At 62.0% G+C, this 17,634-nt stretch carries 21 protein-coding genes and 1 pseudogene; 9 read left to right on the top strand and 13 right to left on the bottom strand.

Annotation, left to right across the window (positions count from 1 at the left end; all coding sequences use genetic code 11):
- Window positions 1-2: 2 nt before the first annotated feature.
- The 4 genes from IE166_RS05905 to IE166_RS05920 all read right to left on the bottom strand — a co-directional run bounded on the left by IE166_RS05905 (window position 3) and on the right by IE166_RS05920 (window position 2,905).
- Window positions 3-1,007: an alpha/beta fold hydrolase gene (locus IE166_RS05905; RefSeq protein ID WP_189502462.1), complete on the bottom strand. Its 1,005-nt coding sequence runs from the start codon at window positions 1,005-1,007 to the stop codon at window positions 3-5.
- A 99-nt stretch (window positions 1,008-1,106) separates the two neighbouring features.
- Entirely contained in the window at window positions 1,107-1,598 is a 492-nt protein-coding gene (locus IE166_RS05910) for an Lrp/AsnC family transcriptional regulator (protein ID WP_189502464.1), read from the bottom strand.
- A 75-nt stretch (window positions 1,599-1,673) separates the two neighbouring features.
- Window positions 1,674-2,255, bottom strand: coding sequence for a uracil-DNA glycosylase family protein (locus IE166_RS05915; protein ID WP_189502466.1), 582 nt, complete (start codon window positions 2,253-2,255; stop codon window positions 1,674-1,676).
- A gap of 38 nt (window positions 2,256-2,293) precedes the next feature.
- Entirely contained in the window at window positions 2,294-2,905 is a 612-nt protein-coding gene (locus tag IE166_RS05920) for a glutathione S-transferase family protein (RefSeq protein WP_189502467.1), read from the bottom strand.
- A 129-nt stretch (window positions 2,906-3,034) separates the two neighbouring features.
- Here IE166_RS05920 and IE166_RS05925 point away from each other — a divergent pair, with 129 nt between their 5' ends.
- Both IE166_RS05925 and IE166_RS05930 read left to right on the top strand, forming a co-directional pair.
- Entirely contained in the window at window positions 3,035-4,555 is a 1,521-nt protein-coding gene (locus IE166_RS05925; RefSeq protein ID WP_189502469.1) for a sensor histidine kinase, read from the top strand.
- A 138-nt stretch (window positions 4,556-4,693) separates the two neighbouring features.
- Complete coding sequence (locus IE166_RS05930; RefSeq protein WP_189502471.1) at window positions 4,694-5,539, top strand: alpha/beta hydrolase; 846 nt, start codon at window positions 4,694-4,696, stop codon at window positions 5,537-5,539.
- Here IE166_RS05930 and IE166_RS05935 read toward each other — a convergent pair.
- Window positions 5,529-6,515: a nicotinate-nucleotide--dimethylbenzimidazole phosphoribosyltransferase gene (locus IE166_RS05935; RefSeq protein WP_189503258.1), complete on the bottom strand. Its 987-nt coding sequence runs from the start codon at window positions 6,513-6,515 to the stop codon at window positions 5,529-5,531. The genes IE166_RS05930 and IE166_RS05935 overlap by 11 nt on opposite strands.
- A gap of 108 nt (window positions 6,516-6,623) precedes the next feature.
- Between IE166_RS05935 and IE166_RS05940 the strand changes: the two genes are divergently transcribed.
- Complete coding sequence (locus IE166_RS05940) at window positions 6,624-6,854, top strand: DUF1289 domain-containing protein (RefSeq protein ID WP_189502473.1); 231 nt, start codon at window positions 6,624-6,626, stop codon at window positions 6,852-6,854.
- Window positions 6,855-6,856: 2 nt separating this feature from the next.
- Complete coding sequence (locus tag IE166_RS05945; protein WP_189502474.1) at window positions 6,857-7,570, top strand: TIGR02281 family clan AA aspartic protease; 714 nt, start codon at window positions 6,857-6,859, stop codon at window positions 7,568-7,570.
- Here IE166_RS05945 and IE166_RS05950 read toward each other — a convergent pair.
- Window positions 7,567-8,386, bottom strand: a pseudogene (locus IE166_RS05950) (sulfite exporter TauE/SafE family protein). The gene IE166_RS05945 and the pseudogene IE166_RS05950 sit on opposite strands and share 4 nt — an antisense overlap.
- Before the next feature lie 65 nt (window positions 8,387-8,451).
- Entirely contained in the window at window positions 8,452-9,468 is a 1,017-nt protein-coding gene (gene dusA, locus IE166_RS05955) for a tRNA dihydrouridine(20/20a) synthase DusA (protein WP_189502475.1), read from the bottom strand.
- A 225-nt stretch (window positions 9,469-9,693) separates the two neighbouring features.
- Between dusA and IE166_RS05960 the strand changes: the two genes are divergently transcribed.
- Window positions 9,694-10,143, top strand: coding sequence for an RrF2 family transcriptional regulator (locus tag IE166_RS05960; protein ID WP_189502477.1), 450 nt, complete (start codon window positions 9,694-9,696; stop codon window positions 10,141-10,143).
- A 54-nt stretch (window positions 10,144-10,197) separates the two neighbouring features.
- Here the strand turns inward: IE166_RS05960 and IE166_RS05965 are convergent, their stop codons facing one another.
- Both IE166_RS05965 and IE166_RS05970 read right to left on the bottom strand, forming a co-directional pair.
- On the bottom strand, window positions 10,198-11,370 hold the full coding sequence (locus IE166_RS05965) for a Gfo/Idh/MocA family protein (protein ID WP_189502479.1): 1,173 nt from the start codon (window positions 11,368-11,370) through the stop codon (window positions 10,198-10,200).
- A 3-nt stretch (window positions 11,371-11,373) separates the two neighbouring features.
- Window positions 11,374-12,432 carry a sugar phosphate isomerase/epimerase family protein gene (locus IE166_RS05970; protein ID WP_189502480.1) on the bottom strand — a complete coding sequence of 353 codons (1,059 nt, stop codon included), beginning with the start codon at window positions 12,430-12,432 and terminating at the stop codon, window positions 11,374-11,376.
- 190 nt (window positions 12,433-12,622) lie between these two features.
- Here IE166_RS05970 and maiA point away from each other — a divergent pair, with 190 nt between their 5' ends.
- Window positions 12,623-13,273, top strand: coding sequence for a maleylacetoacetate isomerase (gene maiA, locus IE166_RS05975; protein WP_189503259.1), 651 nt, complete (start codon window positions 12,623-12,625; stop codon window positions 13,271-13,273).
- A gap of 6 nt (window positions 13,274-13,279) precedes the next feature.
- Here maiA and IE166_RS05980 read toward each other — a convergent pair whose 3' ends face one another.
- The 3 genes from IE166_RS05980 to IE166_RS05990 form a co-directional block, all read right to left on the bottom strand.
- Complete coding sequence (locus tag IE166_RS05980) at window positions 13,280-13,741, bottom strand: phasin family protein (RefSeq protein WP_189502482.1); 462 nt, start codon at window positions 13,739-13,741, stop codon at window positions 13,280-13,282.
- Between the two features lie 68 nt (window positions 13,742-13,809).
- The gene (locus IE166_RS05985) at window positions 13,810-15,090 is read right to left on the bottom strand and encodes a DUF445 domain-containing protein (protein ID WP_189502484.1); all 1,281 of its coding nucleotides are present in this window, start codon (window positions 15,088-15,090) and stop codon (window positions 13,810-13,812) included.
- 85 nt (window positions 15,091-15,175) lie between these two features.
- Window positions 15,176-15,736 carry a GNAT family N-acetyltransferase gene (locus tag IE166_RS05990; RefSeq protein ID WP_189502486.1) on the bottom strand — a complete coding sequence of 187 codons (561 nt, stop codon included), beginning with the start codon at window positions 15,734-15,736 and terminating at the stop codon, window positions 15,176-15,178.
- Between the two features lie 157 nt (window positions 15,737-15,893).
- Here IE166_RS05990 and rirA point away from each other — a divergent pair, with 157 nt between their 5' ends.
- Window positions 15,894-16,373 carry an iron-responsive transcriptional regulator RirA gene (rirA, locus tag IE166_RS05995; RefSeq protein WP_189502488.1) on the top strand — a complete coding sequence of 160 codons (480 nt, stop codon included), beginning with the start codon at window positions 15,894-15,896 and terminating at the stop codon, window positions 16,371-16,373.
- A gap of 78 nt (window positions 16,374-16,451) precedes the next feature.
- Here rirA and hemP read toward each other — a convergent pair whose 3' ends face one another.
- On the bottom strand, window positions 16,452-16,610 hold the full coding sequence (gene hemP / locus IE166_RS06000; RefSeq protein WP_244641407.1) for a hemin uptake protein HemP: 159 nt from the start codon (window positions 16,608-16,610) through the stop codon (window positions 16,452-16,454).
- A 182-nt stretch (window positions 16,611-16,792) separates the two neighbouring features.
- On the opposite strand from hemP, the gene IE166_RS06005 reads away from it, so the two are divergent.
- The gene (locus IE166_RS06005) at window positions 16,793-17,230 is read left to right on the top strand and encodes a hypothetical protein (RefSeq protein WP_189502490.1); all 438 of its coding nucleotides are present in this window, start codon (window positions 16,793-16,795) and stop codon (window positions 17,228-17,230) included.
- A gap of 21 nt (window positions 17,231-17,251) precedes the next feature.
- On the top strand, window positions 17,252-17,566 hold the full coding sequence (locus IE166_RS06010; RefSeq protein ID WP_189502492.1) for an antibiotic biosynthesis monooxygenase family protein: 315 nt from the start codon (window positions 17,252-17,254) through the stop codon (window positions 17,564-17,566).
- Window positions 17,567-17,634: the final 68 nt, after the last annotated feature.

Below are 17,634 nucleotides of genomic sequence, written 5' to 3' on the forward strand. Positions count from 1 at the left end.
CGCTATTGACCGGCAGCGCCGAGCTTTTCCAATAGTGTCGTATGGAAACGCTGCGGATCCTCGATCTGCGGCGAGTGTCCGAGATCATCGAACTCCACCAGCTCGGCATCGGGGATTGCCTCGGCAGTAGCCTTGCCGAGCTTGGTGTAATCGCCGAGCTTGGCGGCAATGTCGTCCGGCGCGCGGTTGGCGCCCGGTGCCGTCTTGTCCTGCGTGCCGATCATCAGCAACGTGGGCACTTTCAGCTTGTTGAACTCGTGCACCACCGGCTGCGTGAACACCATGTCCGAGGTCAGCGCCTGGTTCCAGGCCACCAGCTCGCCGCCCTCGCCGGCATACATCCCCGCGCTCATCTCGACCCAGCGATCATACTGCGGCTTCCAGCCGGCCGTGTAGTAGAATTTCTCCTGATAGGCCTTGATGCTGTCGAAGCTCGTCTTCTTCTCGCCCGCGAGTGCCTCGTCGATCGGCTGATACGGCACGCCCTCGGCCTTCCAGTCTTCCAGTCCGATCGGATTCACCAGCACGAGACGGTCGACGGCTTCCGGATACATCAACGAAAAGCGCGTCGCGAGCATTCCACCCATGGAGTGCCCGATGACGGTGGCCTTTTTGATCCCACGCGCGTCAAGCAGCGCCTTGGTGTTCGCAGCCAGAGCATGGAAGGAATATTGATAATGCTCTGGCTTCGTGGATTTGCAGAAGCCGACCTGATCCGGCGCAATGACGCGATAGCCCGCACCGGTCAGCTTGGTGATCGTCTCTTCCCAGGTCGCCGCGCAGAAGTTCTTGCCATGCAGGAGCACGACGGTTTGCCCGTTCGGCTCGCCGGCCGCAACATCCATGAACGTCATGGAAAGCGGCTGTTTCTGGGCCGAAAAGTCATAGCTCTCCGTCTTGAAGGGGTACTCGAACCCTTCCAGACGAGCGCCGTAGCGGGCATCCTGCGCCGACGCAGCCGTGAGGGTCAGCCCAAGCCCTGCGGCGGCGATAACAAGCGTCTTCATGCGAACTCCGTGTTGTTGAACGGGAACGCAGTTAGGCAGACACAAGCAGATAGGAAGGCAACCTCACCACGCCGTGACCAAAGGTGACCGCGAACCAGCTCAAGCGCCGCTGGAGGCGGGCTCCTTGTCCAGCACCATGTAATCCAGCGGCAGCTCGGTCGTGTACTTGATCTGCTCCATCGCGAAAGACGACGACACGTCCCGGATCTCGATCTTCGCGATCAGCCGCTTGTAGAAGGCATCATAGGCCGCGATGTCAGGCACCACGACACGGATGAGATAATCGACGTCGCCGCTCATCCGGTAGAACTCGATGACCTCCGGAAAGTCCTGCACGACCTCGGAAAAGCGCTTCAGCCATTCGTGGCTGTGCGAGCCTGTGCGGATCGAAACGAACACCGTGACGCGGGCATTGATCTTCACCGGATCGAGGATCGCGACGCGGCGCTGGATGACACCCTCTTCCTCCAGCTTCTGGATTCGACGCCAGCAGGGCGTCGTCGACAACCCGACTTTCTTGGCGACATCGGCAACAGCAAGCGTCGAGTCTTCCTGCAACAGACGAAGAATTTTGCGGTCGAGCCGGTCCATGAGGGGTCTCCGTAGAATTATTTACCCCAATATGCCGAAATATCTCACGCTCGCAACAACTAAATTCCTACTAGCTTAGTAGGCAATCAAGTTTTCCACTTCGGCTTGAAGCTCCGGCAGAAGCTCGATCTCGAACCAAGGATTTTTCTTCAGCCAACTGCTGTTGCGCCAGGAGGGATGCGGCAGCGGAAGCACGCGTGGACCACTGCTCGCATGCAGGATGGCGCGCCAGTTCCGCACCATCTCGGTCATCGAAGTCCCCCGTCCGAGATGATACTGATGCGCATGAATGCCGATCACCAGGATCAGCTGGATAGCAGGCATGAGGTCAAGCGCAGGCTTGCGCCAGATCGGCGCACATTCCCGTCGCGGCGGTAGGTCACCCTTCTGCGCATCATGACCGGGAAAGCAGAAGCCCATCGGCAGGATCGCGAAGTTGCGGGGATCATAGAACGTGGCTTCATCGACCCCGAGCCATTGCCGCAGTCTCACGCCCGACGGGTCCATAAACGGCACGCCGGACAGATGCGCACGGATTCCCGGCGCCTGACTGGCGATCAGGATTTTCGCTTCAGCCGACGCCACGAAAATGGGTCGCGGCTCATGCGGCAGGGGCTTGCCGAGAGGCGCGTCGCGGCACACGCGGCACACCTTCATGGTAGCAATCAGTTGTCCCAGTTCGGAAGGTGTTTCGATCAAGCTTGCGCGCTGGGCCTTGCTGAAACCGCTTCATGCCAACGCAGCAGGTTGGCGCAGTCCGGCGGCACCGCGATCTTGGCCGGCTTCATGAAGTCCACCGCCACCAGCGCCGTAATGTCCGCAATCGAATAGCTGTCGCCGGCAATGAAGTCGCGTTGCGCCAGCTCGGCATCCAGGAAGCGACAGAACTCGAGCGCCTTGGGCTTGTTGATCTCACCCCATTCGGGCAGTTGCGGCACTTCCCAGTCTTTCATCGCAGGATGGGTGTGGCGGAAGACAGCCTGCACAGCGCTCAGCAAGTTCAGCTCGATACGGCGCTGCCACATCTCCACAACCGCACGGCCCACCGCGCCAGTGCCGAACAAAGCAGGCTCCGGGTAAAGCTCCTCGAAATACCGGCAGATAGCCACAGACTCGGTGATGACGGTCCCATCGTCGAGCTCCAGCACGGGCAAACGCTGCAGCGGGTTGCGCGCCGTCACCTCAGGCGACTTGTGTCCCATCGCGCTCATGTCCACCTCTTCCAGCGGAACCTCGACCCCTTTTTCCGCCAGAAAGATACGCACGCGTCGGGGATTGGGCGCACGGCCGCCATCAAACAGTTTCATGCTTTTCCTCCTGCATCACACCCGGCGCTCTCTCGGTGCGCGAGCAAGTCCTCCCGCCGGAAGGGGTTCTTAATCATTCGCGCTTAGTCTGCCATTAAGGATAGTTGTTAGTGTTTGGTTGCGGGTTCAATGGCGGTGCAGCGCTCGGCTTCGGCTGACAAGATCATTGTGGATCGCACCAAGCCCAGCCGCAACAGCGAAGTTGCGCGGGCGATCCGCCGCACGCGAGATCGCTTGGCAGAGCAAGTCGGCTCGCCCGCTTTTGAGCGCGAACTCCTGAAGCTTCACGCCCATGCGATGATCAACACGGTGGTGGCCATGCCGCTGCTGGTGGTGCTGATCGCCGCCGCCGGTCTGTTTGCCGGCATGAACATCGACCTGCTGCTATGGGCGCCCCTGACCATGCTGGGCTACGCCGTGCTGGCGCTGGTCGCGCGGCGCGTCGAGCGCACGCCCGTCAACGAGCTCAGCTTGGGCAAATGGTCGAAGATTTTCCTGCTCGGCCACGCCGTCAGCGGCATCGGCTGGGTCTATTTCGTTTACGTCCAATGCGATGCCTGCGGCTTTGAGCCGTTCCCGGTCGTCAAGGCCGTGATCCTGCTGCTCGCCATCGCCGTCACCGCCATCATCGCTTCGGCGCTTCGCGGTGCTCTGGTCGCGACCTTCGCCCTGCCAGTCGCTGTCTTCGCCGCCGCCGGCGCGCCGTCTTGGTCACCAGTGGACGTGCTGATGGTGATCCTGCTCGCCATCTCCCTGCCCTTCTTCACCTATGTCGCCGGCAACTTTAACCGCTCCGCCGTGATGCTGCTGGCCTTCCGCAGCGAGAAGGACGCCCTCATCGCGGAACTGGAAACGGCCAAGTCGATGTCCGACGAAGCCCGCCGCCGCGCCGAAGAAGCCAATCTCGCCAAAAGTCGCTTCCTTGCCTCCATGAGCCACGAGCTGCGCACGCCGCTCAACGCCATTCTCGGCTTTTCCGAAGTCATGGCCACGCAGGTGCTTGGCCCCCTACCGAACCCGACCTATCGCGGCTATGCGCAGGACATCCATGATTCCGGCACGCATCTGCTTGAGTTGATCAACGAAATCCTCGACCTTTCCCGCATCGAGGCCGGCCGCTACCAGCTCAACGAGGAAGCCGTCACGCTCGCCAACATCGTGGACGAGTGCTGCCACCTCATGGAGTTGCGCACCAGCAACAAGGACATCCGCATCACCAAGGAGTTCGAGCGCGACATGCCCCGACTTTACGCGGACGAGCGCGCTATCCGACAGATCGCCTTGAACCTTCTGTCCAACGCCGTGAAATTCACGCCAAGCGGCGGCGAGATCCGCGTCCGTGTCGGCTGGACGGCAGGCGGCGGTCAGTATCTCTCCATCAGGGACAATGGCCCGGGCATCCCACCCGACGAGCTGCCCGTCGTCATGTCCGCCTTCGGCCAAGGCGCGATCGCCATCAAGAGCGCCGAGCAAGGCACCGGCCTCGGTTTGCCGATCGTCCAGGGCCTGGTGCAAATCCACGGCGGCACCTTCGATCTGCAATCCAAGCTGCGCGAAGGCACGGAGGTCGTCGCGACTTTCCCCGCTTCGCGTGTGATCGAGCCCATGCCCGCACTTGCCACGGTTGCCGTCGGCGGACGCCGGCAGTAGAAGCACAAACAGCCAACCTGCGCCGCTTTCTCGCGGCCACCAGCCCAGCCATCCCACAACCTGCCATTCCGCCTAGCCGCACTCTCGTGGGTTGCACTGCCATGCGGAATGGCACGCGCGAGACGTCACGGTGCCCTCATGCCCCTCTTCCGCCCCCTCCTGTCGCTGGCAGCCGCCGCAATGAGCATCCTGCTTGTTTCCCCCTCGATCGCCTCCGAACCGGTCGCGATCGACATCACCAGCCACGATCGCACCTACCGCATCTGGGAATTGGCTATCGGTGAAGAGCCGGTTGATGGATATCCCCTAGTGGTACTTCTCGATGGCAACCAGATGCTGCCGATCGCAGCCAGGATCGCGGCGGAAGACGGCCGCCCGCGCCTGCTTGTCGCCATCGGCTATCCCGAAGATGACCGCGAAACGATCGTGAAGCGCCGCTATTTCGACCTCACGCCGCTAACACCGTCAGAACTGCTGCCAGAGTCGCGATCCGGCGGACTGGTGCAAGCCGGCGGTCAGGATGATTTCACCGCCATGCTGAAGGGCACAATTCTGCCCGGCGTGCTGGAGCGGCATCGCATCGACAAGGCGGACACGACGCTGTTCGGCCACTCACTGAGCGGCATGGCGGCTCTGCGCATGCTGTTCGACCACACTTGGCCCTTCGCCACCTATGTCGCGGCCGATCCGTCAATCTGGTGGAAGAACAGCGCCATCCTCAGCGAACTCGACGCCTTCGAGGCCGCGCCACGAACGGAAGCCGAGCGCCTGACGATCATCACTTCGGGCGTGCGCCCTGAGCGCAAGGACGTATCGACGCAAGCCAACGCCCGCATGCGCGCTTTGCGCGGCGGCCCGAACGGCAAGGATGTCGCCGAACGCATGGCCAAGATCGAGGGCCTGAGCGTCGACCTTCACCCCATGCCAAACGAGAGCCACGGCTCGATGGTCGAACCGTCGCTACGGCTTCTTCTTACGCGGTAGGTAAAGCCCGCACACCGCCAAACACCTGTGCGGCCGATTGCACCAGGATGGCGGCGAGCGACGCCGCGACACCCGGCTGGCTGGCGCCAAGGTCGAGCAGCGGCGCGCCGCTCAACAGACCGGCCAAGCGATCCGCTGCCGGTTGGCCGATGCTGGACGCGACGCGGCAATGCGCGACGGCATCCGCATTTACCGCCTGCAGCAAGGCTGCGGCAGCCAGTGCAGGATAGCCATCGAGCAGAACCGGAATGCGCTCGGTGCGCGCAGCGATGATGCCCCCCGCCATCGCCGCGATCTCGCGCCCGCCAACCCGCCGCAGCACCTCGAACGGGTCGCGAAGGTTGCCCGCTCCATGAAACGCCAGCGCCGCGTCGATGACCTGCGCCTGACGCGCAGCAATCTCACCTTCGGCCACGATCCAGTCGTCAGCCTTGCCGCCTTGCAGAGCGGTCACCACGGCAGCCGCCGCCAACTCACCACCCACGCCGAAGCTGCTCAGCGCTACCAGATCGAAGCCGCCCGCCACGGCTTCCATGCCGAAGGCCATCGTCGCCGCACAGCCGCGCTCGTCGAACGCAGCACTGGCGGTAAAATCCTCTGTCGGCACGTCCAGCGCGAGGTCGAACACCTTCAAGCCCAGATCGTTCGCACCGCAAACCTGGCTGACGGCAGCACCGCCGGCAGCGCAATGTTCCACCATGGCTGCCGTATCTGCGATCGCCTCGGCACCAAGTCCCTGCGCCGCAATCCCGTGATTACCCGCAAACAGCGCGATCAACGGTCGGTTCACCACCGGCGGCCGGCTGGTCCAGGTCGTCAGCCATTCCGCGATCTCGCCGAGCCGCCCAAGCCCCGCACCCGCCGCGCCCAGCTGCGTGATCCGCTCGCGCACCCGGTTGGCCGCGAAGGCATTGGCTTCGGGCATGTCGCGCAGCAAAGCACGGAAGTCGTCGAAAGGAAGGGCACTGGTCATGATATGGCGTCTCCTGACCGCGATCGCACGGTCGTGAGGCCGCGATAAACCTTCCCGGCTTGCATTGGCAAGGTGTTCGTCCCATGTGGGTCAGGCAAACTCGGCCCGCGCATGACCCCTATCGAATCGCCCTGCATTCTCGTCTGCTCGATCGACATGAAGACCGGCTATTGTTTCGGCTGCGGCCGCACGCGCGACGAGATTTCCGACTGGCTCACCATGACGCCCGAGCAGCGCCGCGCCGTCATGGCCACATTGCCGGCACGCCTCGAAACCGTCGAGCGCAAACCGCGCCGCGAAACCCGCCGTACCCGTATGGCGCGCGAACGGGGCTTGAGCTGAGCATGCGCCGCCCACCGCAGCTTCTCTGGATTGTCCTTGCCGTTCTGGCCGCCGGCTTGCTCCTGCTCGTGTTCAACCACGATGCGGGCAGAACCTTCGGCCTCGAAAACGATCAGTTCGCCAACATCCTGACCGCCGGCCTTCTCGTCACCGTCATCTCCGCCGGCATCGTCGCCTCGCGCCCTTCCTTTGGCGAAGTCACCCGCAACATCGCGGCCTGGCTCTTCATCCTGCTCGCGCTGACGACAGGCTACACCTACCGCTACGAGCTGCAGGATATCGCAAGCCGCGTCACTGCCGGCTTGGTTCCGGGCAGTCCGCTGTCCGTCACCGACAGCGAAGGCAATGTCACCGTGACCGTGGAGAAAACCGGCAGCGGCCACTTTGAGGCCCGCGCGGCGATCAACGGCAAGCCCGTCCAGGTCATGGTCGACACCGGCGCCAGCATGACCGTGCTCACGGTGGAAGATGCCCGCTCGATCGGCCTCGATGTGGAGGCGCTAAACTTCACCGTCCCGGTATCCACCGCCAACGGCGTCACGGTTGCTGCCCGCGCTCGCGCCCAGACCATCGCCATCGGCAACATCGAACGCGGGCCTCTGCCGATCCTCGTCGCTCAACCCGGCGCCTTGAGCCAAAGCCTGCTCGGCATGAACTTCATGGGCACCCTGTCGGGCTATGATGTGCGTGGCGACCGCATGGTGCTGCGCGACTAAATTAGGCTGACGAAGAAGCGAACCGAGACGGCCAGCGCGAACAAGCCGAAGGCGATCTCCAGATGCCGCTTTTTTTAGCGCATGCGCGATCCGCACGCCATAGGGCGTCACGACCAGCGCAATCGGAATGATCAGCGCACAGGCGATCCAGTTGACGAAGCCGGTCGATCCCAGCGGCAGGTTCGGATCACCCCAGCCCGCCCAGATATAACCGATCGTGCCGGGTATCGCGATCAACACGCCGACGCCTGACGACGTCGCAACCGCCTGATGCATGGAGCGGCCATAGAGCGTCATGAAGGTGTTGTTCATGATGCCGCCGCCAATCCCCATCAGCGTCGATAAAAAGCCGATCACGACCCCGACCAGCGCGCGAACAGGCCCCGTCGGGATCTTGCGGCCGAGGCGCCAGCTGTCGCGATTGAACAAAAGCTTGAAGCCGACAGCCACCATGATCAACGTGAAGATCACGCGCAGGCCTTCAGACGAAATATACGCCGCCGTCAGCGAGGCCAGCAACACGCCGACCGGCACTGGTATCAGGAAGCTCCTCAACAGCGCCTTGTCCACCGCGCGACGTTTCAAATGCCCCTGATAGGATCGTAGCGACGTGGGGATGATGATCGCAAGCGACGTGCCGACCGCCACATGCATGCGCACATTTTCATCGACATCGAGCATGGCCAGCACCTGGTAGAACACCGGCACCAGAACCGCCCCGCCGCCGATGCCGAACACGCCGGCCAGCAAGCCGGACACGACGCCGCCAAGCGCGATGGCACCTGCGAAAACCACCAATTGTTCGATGGAAACCATGATCCGCCAGCTCCGCCCCTGCGAAGCGCTAGAGCCGAACGTCAGCGATGTAAACCGCGCCGGCCCTAGGCAGCGACGGAAGCCAGCGCCGCAGACCGGTCGACCTCACCGAGCGCGCGCCAAAGAACCTCCGACCGCGCGTCCGGCTTGGTCGCATCGCTCGACAGGATCTGCCGATAGCGCCGGGCACCGGGCAAACCATGGAACAGCCCAACCATGTGCCGCGCGACGTGAGACAACCGTCCGCCCGAGTCGATATGCCGGTCGGCATAGTCCGCCATGGCCGCGAAGATGGCATCGTAATCGGCAACTTCAGCCTGCGCGCCATAAAAGCGGCTGTCGACCTGAGCCAGCAGGCCGGGTGTCTGGTACGCCGCACGTCCAAGCATCACGCCATCGGTGCTCGCAAGCAGCAGCTCGGCCTCATCAAGCGAGTGAATGCCGCCATTGATACCGATGAAGCGTTCAGGCAGTCGCGCCTTCAAGCGCCGTACGCGGTCATAATCCAGCGGCGGAATTTCCCGGTTCTCCTTAGGCGAAAGCCCCTGAAGCCACGCCTTGCGCGCATGCACCCAGAGCCCATCCGCGCCCACGCCAAACACGCGATCGGCAATCGCATCCAGAGCCGGCTCGGGATCCTGATCATCCACTCCGATCCGGCACTTTACCGTCACCGGAATGTCCACGGCCTCGCGCATCGCTTCCACGCAGGCGGCAACGACATCCGGTGTCTTCATCAGGCAGGCGCCGAAGGTGCCGGATTGCACGCGGTCGGACGGACAGCCGACATTGAGATTGATCTCGTCATAGCCGAACCCCGCCCCGATCCTTGCGGCTTCCGCGAGCTTCAGCGGGTCCGATCCGCCAAGCTGGAGGCTAAGCGGATGCTCGACCTGATCGAATCGCAGCAAACGCTGCCGATCCCCATGAATCGCCGCATCCGCCACCACCATCTCGGTATAAAGCAGCGCATGCGTGCTCAGCTGCCGATGGAAAAAGCGACAGTGCCGATCAGTCCAGTCGATCATCGGCGCCACCGCAAAGCGCGGCGCATAGTTTTGGGCAGGCTTGGCTTCGTTCATGACCCATCATACCGGATGTCGCGGCGTCGCGTCATCGTCTTGCGTGCAGCAATCCTGAGCATTCCCGGAATGGGAGATCACGGAATGTGTGTGACCTGTTTACCCCGGCGATAAAAATTGATGCTGGTCCAATCGCTTAGGAATTGTTCCTGACACAATCCCTGCCTAGGAACGAAGCGGGACATTCTCTGCAGACCGGCTCCGGTCTCAACTTGTAGTTATTCCATGCTGACCAAAAAAGGCAAGTACGGGCTGAAGGCGCTGATCTATCTGGCGCAGATGCCCGTCGGCCGACTCGCTTTCGTCAATGACATCGCGGTGGCCAACAACATTCCGAAGAAGTTCCTGGAAGCAATCCTGGGTGAGCTGCGCAATGCCGGCTTCCTTCTGAGCCGCAAGGGCAAGGATGGCGGCTACCGGCTGGCGAAGCCGGCGACCGAGATCAAGATCGGCCATGTCATCCGCGTGCTCGACGGTCCGCTGGCGCCGATCGCCTGCGCCAGCCGCACGCAGTATAAGCGCTGCGACGATTGCGATGAGGTGACGTGCCAGGTCCGTCACATGATGCTGGAAGTGCGCCAGGCCATGTCTGACCTCCTCGACAATCGCAGCCTCGCTTCCATGCGCGACTCGGCCAATGATGACCTGCCGCTCATCATCAAGCTCGACGCGTGATCACTGCGAAGCAATGATCCGATAGGAGGCCGGTTCGAGTCGGCCTTCGCGAGATCAGAGATCCAGCTTCGTCCACGCGCCATCATTCTGCGACGAGCGCACGCAGGCTTCCACGAAGGCGACACCTTCTACGCCATCCGCGATTGTCGGGAACACGACCTCGGCGGGACCTTGGCGTCCTCCACGCGCAGCCTTGATCGCCCGCGCAGCCTCCGCATAGATCGTGGCGAACCCTTCCAGATAGCCCTCGGGATGCCCTGCCGGGATACGGCTCACCCGCGTTGAAGCCGGCAAAGCCCCAGCACCGTTACGCGTCAGCAAGCGCTTCGGCTCGCCGAAAGGCGTGTACCAGAGGTAATTCGGATCGGCCTGGAACCACTCGATCCCGCCCTTCGTGCCATAAACCCTCAGCCGCAGCCCGTTCTCGTTACCCGGCGCGACCTGGCTCGCCCACAGCATCCCCTTGGCCGCAACGCCGTTCTGCGCCTTGAAGCGCAGCATGACATTCGCATTATCGTCCACCGCGCGGCCGTCAACGAAGGCGTCGAGATCGGCCGCCAGTGCATCGAGTTCAAGCCCGGTCACGAAGCGCGCGAGATTGAACGCATGCGTGCCGATGTCACCGGTGGAACCGCCAACGCCAGACTGTGCCGGATCGGTGCGCCACACCGCACCCTTGGCGCCGGAATCCTCGACCTTTTCCGTCAGCCAGTCCTGCGGATACTCCGCCTGCACGACGCGAATGTCGCCCAGCAAGCCATCGGCCACCATCTGCCGCGCCTGCCTGATTTGCGGATAGCCGGTGTAGTTGTGGGTCAGCACAAACAGCTTGCCCGAGCGTTCAGCGATCTCCGCCAGCGTCTTCGCATCAGCCAAGTTCGACGTCACCGGCTTGTCGCAGATCACATGGATGCCGGCTTCCAGAAACGCCTTGGCAGCCGGGAAATGCAGATGGTTCGGCGTCACGATCGACACCGCCTCGATGCCATCAGCCAGCGCCCCCTCGACCTCGGCCATCTCGGCGAAGGAAGCGTAGGAGCGATCTTCGGCAATGCCGAGCTCTTCTGCGGAAGTCCGTGCCCGCTCTGGATCGGACGACAGCGCACCCGCCACCAGCGTGAATTGCCCGTCAATCCGCGCCGCGATCCGGTGCACACCGCCGATAAAGGCGCCCTGCCCGCCACCAACCATGCCCAGGCGGATCGGCTTGTTGTCAGGCTCCACCATGGCTCAGGCGATCCCCATCATCTTGCGCAACGCCGCGAGATCCGTGTTGCCGCCGGCAAAATCATCGAATGCCTTTTCGGTCACGCGGATGATGTGGTTTTCGATGAAATGCGCCCCTTCCGCCGCCCCATCTTCCGGGTGCTTCAAACAGCATTCCCATTCCAGCACCGCCCAAGAGCCGTAGTCGTACTGCGCCAGCTTGGAGAAGATGCCGGTGAAATCCACCTGCCCGTCGCCCAGCGAGCGGAAGCGTCCGGCGCGATTGATCCAGGGCTGGTAGCCGGAATAAACGCCCTGCCGCCCATCCGGATTAAACTCGGCATCCTTCACGTGGAAGGCGCGGATGCGCTCATGATAAAGGTCGATGAAGGCAAGATAATCGAGCTGCTGCAGCAGAAAATGCGAGGGATCGTAGTTGATCGCGCAACGCTTATGTCCGCCGACCGCATCCAGAAACATCTCGAAGGTCGCCCCGTCGAACACGTCTTCGCCCGGATGCAGTTCGAAGGCGACATCGACGCCGTGCTCTTCATAGATGTCCAAGATCGGCTTCCAGCGTCGCCCAAGCTCCCCGAACGCTTCCTCGATCAGCCCTTCCGGGCGCTGCGGCCAGGGATAAAGGTAAGGAAAGGCCAGCGCGCCGGTGAACCCCACCACCGTATCGAGCCCAAGATTGCGCGACGCCTTGGCCGCGAGCTTCATCTGCTCCACCGCCCAGGCCTGCCGCGCGGATGGGTTGCCACGCACCTCCTGCGGCGCAAACGCATCGAACTGCGCGTCATAGGCCGGGTGCACCGCCACCAACTGCCCCTGCGTGTGCACGGAAAGCTCTGTAATCTCGACGCCGCCCCCGGCGCAGATGCCCTTCACCTCCTGGCAATAATCAGCCGACTCGGCCGCCTTGCGCAGATCGAACAGCTTGCTTTCACCCGAAGGGATCTGCACGCCCTTGTAGCCGAGCCCGCCCGCCCATTTCGTGATGTTCGGCAGCGTATCGAACGGCGCGGCATCCCCCACGAATTGCGCAAGAAAGATGCCCGGACCCTTCATCGTCTTCGGCATGGATGCCTCCCCATTCCCTGATGTCGTGCTGCTGTTGGACTTAAACCGCAATGCTCGCGCACAGAAGCACGAATTTCGGTGCGGTGTCCGAAGTGGAACAGCTTTGCGTCAAAATGGGCATGCGCGCATGCGTCAGGCTCGACACGCCCCGGAGCGCGGCCTAGACGGAGCCGATATCAACGGTGTCGCCATGCTGCCGATCGTCCTGCATAACTATTACCGCTCCTCGACGTCCTACCGCGTGCGCATCGCGCTGGCGATGAAGAGCATGAGCTTCACCTATGTCGCGCGCGCCATCCGCGCCGGCGGCGCGCGTATGCCGGATTATCTCGCGATGAACCCGCAAGGTCTCGTGCCAACGATGGTGTGGCCGGACGGCACGGTGCTCGGCCAGTCGTTGGCCATCATCGAATTTCTGGACGAAATCCGCCCCACCCCGCCGCTGCTGCCGTCGGATCCTTTCGGCCGCGCGCGCGTGCGCATGCTGGCGCAGATGATCGCCAGCGACCTGCATCCGGTGAACAACTTCCGCATCCTCGACACACTGCGCGAGCGCTATCACGTCGATGACGCCGAGATCGCCGACTGGTTCGCGACCTGGGTGCGCGCAACCTTCGAGCCTCTGGAAACGCTGCTGTCCACCAGCCCGGAAACCGGCAGCTTCTGCCATGGCGACACGCCGGGCCTGGCCGACATCTGCCTGGTCGCCCAGGTCGTGAACAACCAGCGCTACCAGGTTGATATGGCTCCTTATCCCGTCATCACCCGCATCGTCGACGAGTGCCTCAAGCTGCGCGCCTTCATCGACGCGCATCCAAGCCGGCAGCCCGACGCGGAATAACGGCCGCTAAACCTGCTGCGTTGGTGGCGGGGTGGAACCCTGCGGCTTGTTGAAGCCGTCCTGCAGCTCGTTCATCGCCGTCTTGATCCGCTCGCGCAGGATGTCGACGGAGGCCGAGCCGGAACGCTGCATGATCGTGCCGAGCTCGCCGGCATTCTCCACCGCCGCTTCAAAAGCCTTGCGCGCCAGATCGACCTGGCTGGTCATCATTTCCTGCGGCGAGCTCGGCATCTTGATGCCGCGCGCATTCTCGGTCGCCTGGCTGATCATGCTTTGCAGCATCTCGCGCTGGCGGTTCATCAGCGCCGAAGTGCCTTCTGCCGTCGCGCGGGCAGATTGCTCCAGCGCTTCGAGGTTGCGGCGGTGATGGGCGATAATCCGATCCACATCGAAGTTGGGAATGGGAAGCGTTTGTCCCAGCCGCGTGAACATGTCGATGATCGAGTCCGAAGTCGGTTGCTGCACCATGATCTCCTCCCTTTAAACAGCTTACCTCTCGTTAACCTAAGTCGCGCGGGCACGAAGGCAAAGGCCGGTCAGCTGAGAAAAAGCACGTCGATCGTGTGCAGCGCGATGCCGGCCAGCCCGCCGATCGCCATGCCGTTGAAGCGGATATATTGCAGGTCGCGACCGATATTCAGCTCGATCACCTGCGTCAGCTGACCGAGATCCCAGCTGCGAACCTGCTCGGAAATGAAGGTCGACACGCCGCTCTTCTGGCTTTCCACGAAGGAAGCAAGCGCCACCACGAAGCCCTCGTTCATGTCACGGCGAATATTGGCGTCGTCGGCAAGGCTGCGGCCGACTTCCACGAAGATGCCCGTCAAATGCGTCCGCAGCATCGATTCGGTCGCCCCCACATCCCGGTCGATGAAGCCCCGCACTTCCTTCCACAGCCCGTCGGCCAGGGTCGCCAGCTCAGGCCGCGCCAGAAGGTTGCGCTTCAGCTCCTCGGCGCGCTCGCGGTAATCGGGCGAGTTGCGGAGATTGTCGATAAAGCCCGCAACGAAGCGGTCGAACTCATGCCGCATCGGATGGTCGTCATCGGCCTTGATGTCGTCGATCAGGCTCGCACCCGAATGCACGATCTTCTTCAGGAGATAGGCATCGGCGCGGAAGAAATTGGCCAGCGTCGGCAATTCCTTGCGGATGCGGTCGCGCAACGCATCCTGTGCATCATCATCTGTCAGAAAGCCGCCCAGCATGCCGATCAACTCGTCGAACAAACGCTGGTGCCGGCGCTGTTCGGTGAAGGTCGAAAGCAGATCCGCCGCAAGCGGCGCCACATCGATCTTCTCGAGTTGGTCGGTCACGCGCTTCAGCAGGAAACCGCGCAGACCAGTGTTCTCGACCGCAGCCAGCATCTTCGGCATCAATCGTGCGACGAACTCGGACAAGCCTTCTGAGCGCTTCGAATCAGACAGCCAGTCCGCGACAAGCGCCGCGAAGTCGACCTCCTGCAGCTTCTTGCGCACCGGGCCGGGAGCAAGGAAGTTCGTTTCGATGAAGCGGCCGAGATTGTCGGCGATCCGGGTCTGATTCGATGGAATGATCGCCGTATGCGGGATCGGCAATCCCAGCGGATGCCGAAACAGCGCCACCACCGCATACCAGTCCGCCAGCCCGCCAATCGCGGCGGCTTCCGCAAAGGCGCCGATAAAGCCCAGCACGGGTGAGACATCGGCATAGATGCGACACAGCACGAAAACGAGGACACAAAGCGCAAGCGCTGCCGTCGCCACCGTCTTCACGCGCCGCAAGGCACGCGCTTTTTCAACATCTGTTGCAGATTGGAAAAGGGGAGCGTCCGATACCATCAAGCCGCTCGCTGCTGGTCGATCATGCCTGTCATGTCCTGCCATGTAGGCACATGGAGGCTCAGAACCAGCGTTCGTCTGTCACTCAGGCAAATTCGCGTACCGGCTGTTCGCCCGACTGGCTGGTCAGAATGATGGGCAGCGCACTTTCTTCCACTGGCGACAGCACCACCGTGCCGGTCGTTTCGCCGTCCATGAAGCGCAGATGCGCACCAAACGAGCGCGCAAGCCGGCGCATGGCGACATTGCCGGGATGAGTCGTGACCTTGAGCTGAATATAGCCGAGCGCCTGCGCATGGCCGATGATGCGGCGAAACAGCCGTCGACCTAGACCATGATGTTGAAGGTCGCGCTCGACGCTGAACGCGATTTCGCCAGTGGGGATCTCGAACTCCGGCCGCTCATGCAGTTCGGCGGCACCGAGAACATGATCGTCTTCCACATAGGCAACGACCGTTGCACCTTCACCAAAGCAGCGATCCGCATAGGCGGCGACAAAGCCTTCCGACGTTCCACCATTGAACCGGTCATGCCGGCTTTCGCCATCCAGACGCAGCAGATGCTCCTTGAACCGGCAACGATCCGAAGGCCGCAACTGGCGTATCACGCCCGGAAAGGTTAAAGGTGCGGATGAGGCAGAAGTCATGTCAGCTCCACAGGGGTCCTCCCCGAGCGATTGGCCCGACACCCCTCATATTGTGCATTGCAACATAATTTTCAAGCAGACAGCACGTCGCAGTTTTTTCTCTGGAATAATTCTAAACTAGGTCGCATAGTAAGAACACACGAAGCGGGAACGTCCGATGCGTCTGACACGACAAACCAATTACGCGATCCGGATCCTGATGTACTGCGCGGCCAATGATGGTCGCCTCAGCCGGATTCCCGAGATCGCTGCTTCTTACAATGTTTCCGAGCTGTTTCTGTTCAAAATTCTGCAACCGCTCGTGGAACATGGCTTCATCACCACAGTTCGCGGGCGCAATGGCGGCGTAAAGCTCGCCAAGCCGGCTACCGACATCACTTTGTTCGATGTGGTGCGTGTGACGGAAGAAGGCTTCTCAATGGCGGAGTGCTTCGATGCCGACTCGGACTGCCCGCTGATCGACAGCTGCGGCTTGAACGCCTCGCTGCGCCGCGCACTCGGCGCCTTCTTCGAGGTTCTGGCGGGCGTTTCGATCGCAAGTCTCGCCACACCCGAAAGCGACATTCACCGTCGACTCGGTTTGCCGGAACTCAGCGACAAGCCCGCTGCCGTTGCCGAACTCAAGAAGGCCAGCTGAGACATCGCTGGTCCCTGCTCGAAAACGAAAAAACCGCGCACACAGCGCGGTTTTTTCGTTTGTGCAGATGCGTGAAGCTTATTTGTTGAGAATAAGCTTGCCCTGGCGGGTGATCTTCAACCGGTAAAGCGAACCGCGATGCTCGATCCCGATTTCCGTTTCGCCGTGGAAAAGGCTGTCGCTTGCCAGCGTGCGCACGGACCGCAGAACCGGTTGCCGATGCTCGATTGGGATCATGGAGATCGCACGAGACTGGGGCCGGAATTCCATGCGGGTTGCGGTAATCGACATCGCTCTCTCCTTCGTGTCGAGGCGGCAGGACCTCCCGCCGCGATTACCTGACTACGATTATCATGTTTTAAACGACACGCAAGACCTGTATGGGTATTGTGAGATCGAAACATGTGAGGATGATCGGAATGAGACTGGGGACAATCATCGCGGCTGCAACGGCGAGCACGCTGATGATGCTGGGGTCGAGTGGCAATGTCTTGGCGCAGTCCGCGCCGTCCTTGTCGCTGGAATTCAATGGGCTGGAAAAGTCTGACAATGGCTGCCGCCTGACCTTCGTGGTCAATAACGGCTTCCCGAATACGCTGAACCGCGCGGCTTTCGAGATCGCGATGTTCAACACGGAAGGCGCGGTCGACCGCTTGACCGTGCTGGAGTTCAAGGAACTGCCAGCGGGCAAGACCAAGGTCACCCGCTTCAACCTGGCCGGTGCGGATTGCGCAAAGATCGGCCGCATCCTGGTCAACGAAGTCACCGACTGCACCGGCGAAGGCGTCGACACGGCGAGCTGCCGCGCAGCCTTGAAGACCAATTCGCGCGCTGGCTCAGTTCAGTTCGGCCTTTAAGACCCGCAGGAGAAGATCACGATGTATGTAGCGATGAACCGCTTCAAGGTGGTGTCGGGTTCGGAAGCCGACTTCGAGGCCGTGTGGAAGAACCGCGACTCCAGGCTGAACGAGATGGAAGGCTTCAAGACCTTTCACCTCCTGCGTGGGCCCGTGAACGAGCAGGAAGGCTACACGCTCTACGCTTCCCATACGATCTGGGAAAACGAAGAAGCCTTCCGCGCCTGGACGCGCTCGGAACACTTCCGCGCCTCCCACCGCAACACCGGCGACTCGAAGCCGGCCTATATCGGTCATCCTCAGTTCGAGGGTTTTACGCCCGTCGAAGGCGCCTGAGCGCCGTCGGCGCAGGGAGCGCTCATCGACGCAAACGAAGAACGCCCGCATCGCTGCGGGCGTTCTTG

The organism is Tianweitania populi (genome assembly GCF_014652875.1).
Classification (GTDB): domain Bacteria; phylum Pseudomonadota; class Alphaproteobacteria; order Rhizobiales; family Rhizobiaceae; genus Tianweitania; species Tianweitania populi.